Origin of the sequence: Brevibacterium samyangense (assembly GCF_039529845.1) — a bacterium.
GTDB lineage: Bacteria > Actinomycetota > Actinomycetes > Actinomycetales > Brevibacteriaceae > Brevibacterium > Brevibacterium samyangense.
Window position 1 is genome coordinate 70,764 of record NZ_BAAANO010000014.1, and the last position, 7,000, is coordinate 77,763.

Below are 7,000 nucleotides of genomic sequence, written 5' to 3' on the forward strand. Positions count from 1 at the left end.
AGGGGGCGCGGGGAGGACATGTCCTTCCCGCGCCCCCTTTTTTTGCGAAGTCTTCGCGAGGACGCCGCGCCCGGCCGGTTCCTCATCAGGCCGCCGGCAGGTGCCGGCGCCAGCTGAGCGCGACGATCCCGACGCTGACCGCCGCCAGGACCGCGCCGGCGAGGAACATCGTCGTGTACGGGATCCACGTGCCGAGCGCGGCGAGGATCGCCGGGATGAAGAACCCGAGATACGTCAGTGAGTAGTACACCGCGGTGAGTCCGGCAAGATCGCGCGGACCGGCGATCCGCTGAATCTCGCGCAGTCCCCCGACGAGCAGCATGCCGTAGGCCGCGCCGAGTGCCGCGGCGGCCACGAACGCCCAGGCGAGCGAGTTGAGGCTCACCGCGACGGCGGCCAGGATCATGGCGGGAACGGTGACCGTCAGCGCGATCCCGATGCCGCGGGCCGACAGCGGGGTGTCGACCTTCGCGGCGAACCGCTGCACCGCGACACCGCAGCCGAGCGCGACGACGCACAGCAGACCCGACACACCGATCTGCAGTCCCGGCGCCTGCGACATCATGAGGCCCGGCAGGATCGCGTACGCGCTTGCGGCGGTGCCGAAGACCCACGGCGCCATCGGGACGACGACGAGGAGGAACCGGCGGTGCATCGCGGTGGGGATGCGCAGGTCGGCGAGGAGCGGCCCAGAGGTGTCTCGGCGCGGCCGGCTCTCCGGCGCCGCCCACAGCAGCACGAGCGCGACGAGGGTGAGGGCGATGTGCAGGAGGTAGGGCGACGCGGTGGGGATCGGGCCGAACTGCCCGAGCGCCGCAGCGAATCCGGCGCCCAGCGCGAACCCGGACGTCAGTGCGAGTGCAGCGCGTGAGGCGCCACGGCCGTCGACGGCGCGGGTCGTGAACGGAGGCTCGGAGAGCTCTTTCACCCAGCTCGTGCCGACTGCCATCACGAGCCCCAGCGCGATACCCGACAGCACCCGCCCGGCGAACAGGAGCGGCATCGAGGAAGCCCCGACGGCGAGGAGCGTGCTGCCCGCAATCGCGATGATCGGGGCGGGGACGAACAGCGGTCGGCGGCCGTACCGGTCGGACAGCGGGCCGCCGAGAAGGAGCGCGGGCACGATGCCCAGGACATATGCCCCGAGCAGTACATTCACGCTGAAGGCGCTCATCTGGTCGATCTGGCGGTACATCACGAGCAGCGGTGTGAACTCGTTTCCACCCCACGCGACAGCGAACAGGGCAGCGCTCACGCGCATCCAGGGGACGATCGCGATCCGCTCTCCGGCGGCGGCTCCCTCGGAGGACATCTCACTCATGACAGCAGCTCCAGGTGGGTCTTCTTGATGTGACGGCCGAGTGCCACCTCGAACGCCGCGGTCTCGCCATCGCCGATGAGGCGGACGAGCAATCCGTGATCGTCGAGCACCTGCTCGGCTCGGTCGTCGCGTCGCCAGAGCGACCACGCGAGCATCCGCCTCTGCCGATCGCGCAGCGTCGCGAAGAACTCTGCGAGCAGGGCGTTCCCGCCGGCCGCGACGATCCGGGCGTGGAAGGCCGTGTCTGCCTCGGCGAGCCGCGCGAGGTCGGATGCCTCGTACGCGCGGCGTTGCTCGTCGAGAATGTCGGAGAGCTCGTCGACGACGTCCTGCACCCGTTCGGAGTCTCGGACGAGCCGCCGCACGGCATCGGTCTCGATGAGGATGCGCGCCTCGACGACGTCGTCGAGCTCTCCCGGCGTCACATCGCGGATCAGCGCACCGCGCTTGGGGTACAGCCGCATCCACCCCTCGACCTGCAAGCGCAGGAACGCCTCGCGGACGGGGGTGCGGCTCATCCCGAGTTCGTCGGCGATCGTTCCTTCGCTGACCATCGTCCCGCTGGCGAGATCGCCGTCGAGGATCCGCTCCTTGACCTTCGCGTACGCGGCATCCGCGGCGGATGCCTCCGTCTCCTGATGCTCCATGACCCCGTCCCCGTGCTGATGAACAAGATAGATACTAGTTGCATCTCAGCCCGGTGCAAAGTGGCTCTTCGGACATTCGGTGGGGGTCATGGGGTGAGGCCGCCGGCGGCGAGGAGCATGCGGAGGCGGTAGTTGTGCCGGTTGCGATAGCCGCGGGCGAGGCGCCGGTGCAGCTCGATGATTCCGTTGATCGCCTCGGTGCCGCCGTTGTTCGCGCGCCCGGTCGCGAAATACGCGAGGAACGCTGACCGCCACCGGCGCAGGGTGCGACCGAGGCGGGCGATCTCCGGGATCGGGCAGGTGTGGAATGTCTCGGCGACTCGCTCCGCGATTCGGCGGCCCTCGGCGAGATCCTTCGCGTGGTAGGCGGATCGCAGTTGCTGCGCGCACTGCCACGCAACGAACACCTCGTCGTGCGCAGGATCTGCCTCGATCGCCGCGGCCAGCCTAACTCGCTGCTTGTCGGTGAGGTTCTCCGCTCCGGCGCGCAGGATGGTCTGGATCCCGTAGAGCGGCTCTCCCTTGCGTCCGCGGTGGCCGAGCGTGTCGTGTTGCACTCTGCGGCGGACCTCGTCGACCGCGGCGGTGCCGAGTTTCACGACATGGAACGCGTCGAGCACCGCGACAGCGTCTTCCAGCTTGTCGTTGATCGCGGTCTTGTATCCGGCGAAGGGATCCAACGCCGCCACCTCCACGTTTTTCCGGAACGCGTCGCCGCGCTCACCGAGCCAAGTCGCGTAGGCCTTCCCGGACCGGCCGGGTACGAGATCCAGTAGCCGCGCACGCACCCGGCCGTGCTCGTCGCGGGTGAGGTCGACCATCCCCGTCAGTTCCTTCGGACCGCGCTTGCGTGGATCGACGTGATGCCAGACATGCTCGTCGACACCGAACGTCGTGACGCCATCGAACCGGGATTCGTCCGCGGCGAGGCACACGAGTTCGGGCTCGACGGCGCGCCACACGGTCTTCCACGATGTTCCGAGCTGACGGGCGAGCCCAGCGATGGTCGCGTGCTCGCCTTCCGATCGTTCCGTTTCCGATTCCGAGGAGAAGGCATGACTCCGCGCATTGTGGCGAATCGCCGCCAGTTCCTGTCCCTGTCCGCGGCGGTGGCCGGCACTGCGGTGTTCACGACCGCGTGCGGGCGGACCCAGGCGAGTGTCGGGGGTCTGAGCGACCCGTTCGTGTGGTCGACGTACGGGACGGGGACGTCGACGTACAACGACCTGGCGGCGGTGTCGGATGCGGTGGCGTCGGACACCGGGGCGCGGGTGCGGATCATCACTTCGGACACGCCGGTGGGCCGCTTGGCGGCGATGCGGGCGGATATCGCGCAGGCGGGGCGCCTCGGGGACGAGTACTTCTTCGGGTACCACGGGGTGAACGAGTTCGCGAACGAGGACTGGGGTCCGCAGGACCTGCGCATGGTGTGGGCGCCGTTGTCGCCGCACTCGCTCATGGTGAAGGGCGGGTCCGGGATCGAAACGTACGCGGACCTGGCCGGGAAACGGATTCCGCGGATCGCCGCGAATCCTTCGGTGAATATGAAGATCGAGGGGTTGCTCGCGTACGGCGGGCTCGCTCCGGAGGACGTCACCTGGGTGGACATCGGGTACGGGGATCAGCCGGAGGCATTGAAGACGGGGAAGATCGACACGCTGTACCAGCAGGTGTACGGGTCGCCGTTGTTCGAGCTCGAGTCGCAGATGGAGGTCGCGTGGCTGCCGCTCGACCCGGAGGACACGGAGGCGGTGAAGCGACTCATCGACCTCGTGCCGACGGTGAATGTGCTGCCGTTCTCGGGGGCGCCGGGGCAGGCGGAGGGCGAGGAGACGCACGGGCTCGTGTACACGCTGCCGATCTCCGTGTATGCCCACAAGAGCGCGGATGAGGTGTACGCCCTGGTGTCGTCGATGGCGCGGACGTTCCCGAAGTACGAGGACACGACGCTCAACACTCCGCGGTGGAATCCGGAGGACGTCGAGGTCATGCCGAAGCTCACCCCGTTCCACGACGGCACGGTCCGGTGGCTCACCGAGAACGGGATGTGGACGCCGGAAGCCGAGGCGAAGAACCAGGAACTCATCGCCGCGGGCGCTACCTACCGCGAGGAGTGGGCGAAATACCTGGCGACGGAGCCGAAGTCGGAGGAGATCGCGGAGGGCTGGCCGGCGTGGATCGCGGAGAAGATCACGGGGTGAAGGCAGTGGAAGAAGTGACGACCGTGGGGTGGAAGTAGTCGTACAGGCCCGCACCGATCGGTTCCTCGAAGTTGAGGATCATTTCAACGACGGGTGTGTTCTTCTCGTCTGCCATCGTGCTATCTACCGCGTTGGCCGCCCTGGCACGACCCAGGTAGAAGTAGTCGGTTCCCTCAGCATCACTGTTCTTCACGAACACCTCGATGCGTACGGTGTTATTCAGGATCGGCTGGATCTCAGCGCTCTTGAGCGTCCTATTGCTTTTCGTCGACCACGACATCGAGCTGTGGTCGATGAGGCCTTCTTTGTACGCCGTGGTGGCCGAAACATCGTCGGACTTGTTGAGCGTAATGAAGAGTGGGCACTCGCCTTCGTACACCCGGTACCCATACAACGTGCTCGAAAAGCTCCGCGGCCAACCGAACGTACGCGCGACATCGCGCCGGGAGTACTGCTTGCCGATGACAAACCGCTCTTCTGTGCCGTACCGATCGTGGGTCACTGCAAGGCTCGTCGCAACAGCATCGTCCACCGTTTCAGCGAAGGCGCCGCCCGCCTCGTATAGCGACCTGAAAGTTGGGTTCAGTGCGACCGATTCGCTCTCCAGACTCGCGAGCGGCTCTCCGTACTTCTTGGTATCGCCCTCGGAGAAACCAGTGAGCGTCAACGTATCGAGCGCTCCAGACAGTGCCGCTTCACTCACGAGCCCCCGCGTTGCAAGCACGTCTCGGACGTCCTGCAATGCCATTGACCCTTCTTCGAGGAGTTCTCGGAGCACGAGTGCCTCGTGCATCCGTTTCGCTGTGAGAACTTCTTGGCCAAGGAAGAGAAGGAACCGCTCCTCTGCGGCGGAGAAACCAGGTTCAAGCTTGAACACGCGGGCCATCAGCGCGTCATAGTGCTTCCAGGAGCCGCCGGAACCGATCAGCACTGGGTCCACGGACTTCTGCTCGTGGAAGTCGACGAGACGGGGGATCCTGCCGAGCTTGTTCCTGAGGTCCACGATTTCGGGCTTCAAGTGGGCGATGCCGTCGACCTTGGCACGGCTCAGTGATTCGAGGACGCGAGAGTGCGCGACACGATCGAAGTGAATGCTCGAGACGCCTGCCGTGACGCCTTGCTCTTCGGCATCAATGAGCGCCTTGCGAATGTTCTCCTTGTTGAACGACCGGTCTCCGAACAAAGCGATCGGGATGAGGTAGTTGTTGTCATAGTTCCCGATGAAGTCAATCGCAACCAGGTATTCCTTGCCAGGCGCCTTCCGCAGCCCGCGCCCAAGCTGCTGTGTGAAGACGATCGATGACTGGGTCTGCCGGAGGAACACCACCTGGTTCACGGAGGGGATGTCGATTCCTTCGTTGAAGATGTCGACAGTGAGGAGATAGTCCAGGTTCCCCTCTGCAAGTTGTACCGCGAGAGCTTCGCGCTCTGCCACAGAGTTCTTACCGCTGAGCGCAGCCGTTCGAAGTGGCCGCCCGTTCACCGTTTCGCCGTTAAGGGCTGCCGAGAGTCGCGCAGCTTCTTCGTTCCGACTACAGAACATGAGGCCCCTCACAGGGGTACCGGCATGACCGTACTTCTCAAGGGTGTCGACAATGTGCTGCACGCGGAGCCCTTGCGAGAGCTTCGAGAGGTCGTCTTTCGCGTTGCTCGTCTTCCCGTCGACGAAATCGACATCCGCCACACCGTAGTAATGGAAGGGCGCGAGCATGTCGTTCTCGAGAGCGTCGTTCAGTCGGATCTCGTACGCGAGATTGTGGTCGAACAGCGCGTATACGTCTGCGCCGTCCATGCGCTCGGGAGTTGCCGTCATTCCGAGGAGGAAATCTGGTTCAAGGTAGTCGATCACGGCGCGATGCTGATTCGCCGTGGCGCGGTGCGCCTCGTCAACAATGACGTAGTCGAAAGCGTCCCGAGGAATGGAGTTGAGAACCTCGGGACGCGCGAGGGTCTGGACAGTCGCAAACACGTGTTTGGCATCCAGGTCACGGCTCGCGCCGCTTACCTTGCCGAAGTCGCTAGGCGCCCCCGGCAGGACCTTCTTGAATTCCTCGATAGTGCGGTCGAGGATCTGCTCACGATGAACGATGAACAGCGCGCGCCTCGGCGCCGCTTGGCGTATTTCAAGCGCCGACAGAATCGTCTTGCCAGTGCCTGTCGCAGAAATGACGAGCGCTCGGCGTTCCCCGCTTGACCGGATCTGTTCGAGCGATGCCAACGCCAGAGTCTGCATGTCGTTCGGGACGATAAGTGAGTCAGTCGATTCCGGGCTCAGGTTCGCCGGCCGTCGAGCTTTCCGGCGCGGCATCGGCACATAAGTTCGCGCGTACTCATCGATCCACTCTTCCGACAAACGAGTGGACTCATTGAGCTGTTGTTCAACAAGAGCGTGGAACTGTCCCGCCAGATCGCTCTGCGGGTGAGCTGAGACCTTGAGATTCCACTCGCGGTTCGAGGTCAGCGCTCTCTCCGTCAGGTTCGAACTCCCCACCATCGCGGTGATGCCGTACTCGTTCTCGAAGATGTACCCCTTCGGGTGAAAAGCTTCGAGGTCGTGCAGTCGGACTTCAACACCGAGGCGCTCGAGATGCAGTAGTTCCCGGAGTGCCTCAGGCTTGTTGAATCCGAGGTAGGTCGACGTCGTAATTCGCCCCTGTCCCGAGAAGTCGGCCAGCTCTTGCTTGAGCATTGCTACAGCGGCCGACGTCACGAAAGCGACAGACCAGTCGAACGACGTACTCCTCTTCAGTTCCTCGCGCAGAATGCGAAGTGCAGACCCCTCCTCTCCGTCGTTGACGACCACTCGCGGGTTGAACCGCTTAGGCGCCCGT

Annotated in this window: 4 protein-coding genes and 1 pseudogene; 1 reads left to right on the top strand and 4 read right to left on the bottom strand. The window is 64.8% G+C overall.

Annotated features, from left to right (window positions below; translation table 11 throughout):
• Positions 1 to 85: 85 nt before the first annotated feature.
• The 3 genes and pseudogenes from ABD172_RS08210 to ABD172_RS08220 form a co-directional block, all read right to left on the bottom strand.
• On the bottom strand, positions 86 to 1,321 hold the full coding sequence (locus tag ABD172_RS08210; protein ID WP_344308639.1) for an MFS transporter: 1,236 nt from the start codon (positions 1,319 to 1,321) through the stop codon (positions 86 to 88).
• Positions 1,318 to 1,968, bottom strand: a complete 651-nt coding sequence (locus ABD172_RS08215; protein ID WP_344308641.1) for a GntR family transcriptional regulator — start codon at positions 1,966 to 1,968, stop codon at positions 1,318 to 1,320. Before ABD172_RS08215 ends, ABD172_RS08210 begins: the two co-directional genes overlap by 4 nt.
• 86 nt (positions 1,969 to 2,054) lie before the next feature.
• Positions 2,055 to 2,984 (bottom strand): annotated as a pseudogene (locus tag ABD172_RS08220) (ISL3 family transposase); the annotation flags it as partial.
• Between the two features lie 39 nt (positions 2,985 to 3,023).
• Here ABD172_RS08220 and ABD172_RS08225 point away from each other — a divergent pair.
• Positions 3,024 to 4,169 (top strand): TAXI family TRAP transporter solute-binding subunit, encoded by a 1,146-nt coding sequence (locus ABD172_RS08225; RefSeq protein ID WP_344308643.1) that lies wholly within the window; start codon positions 3,024 to 3,026, stop codon positions 4,167 to 4,169.
• Here ABD172_RS08225 and ABD172_RS08230 read toward each other — a convergent pair.
• Positions 4,159 to 6,972 (bottom strand): DUF3427 domain-containing protein, encoded by a 2,814-nt coding sequence (locus ABD172_RS08230; RefSeq protein ID WP_344308645.1) that lies wholly within the window; start codon positions 6,970 to 6,972, stop codon positions 4,159 to 4,161. The genes ABD172_RS08225 and ABD172_RS08230 overlap by 11 nt on opposite strands.
• Between the last annotated feature and the right edge of the window lie 28 nt (positions 6,973 to 7,000).

Excerpts from the sequence above, each read along its gene's own strand:
- ABD172_RS08210 (WP_344308639.1), bottom strand. The coding sequence starts at position 1,321 with ATGAGTGAGATGTCCTCCGAGGGAGCCGCCGCCGGAGAGCGGATCGCG.
- ABD172_RS08215 (WP_344308641.1), bottom strand. The coding sequence starts at position 1,968 with ATGGAGCATCAGGAGACGGAGGCATCCGCCGCGGATGCCGCGTACGCG.
- ABD172_RS08225 (WP_344308643.1), top strand. The coding sequence starts at position 3,024 with ATGACTCCGCGCATTGTGGCGAATCGCCGCCAGTTCCTGTCCCTGTCC.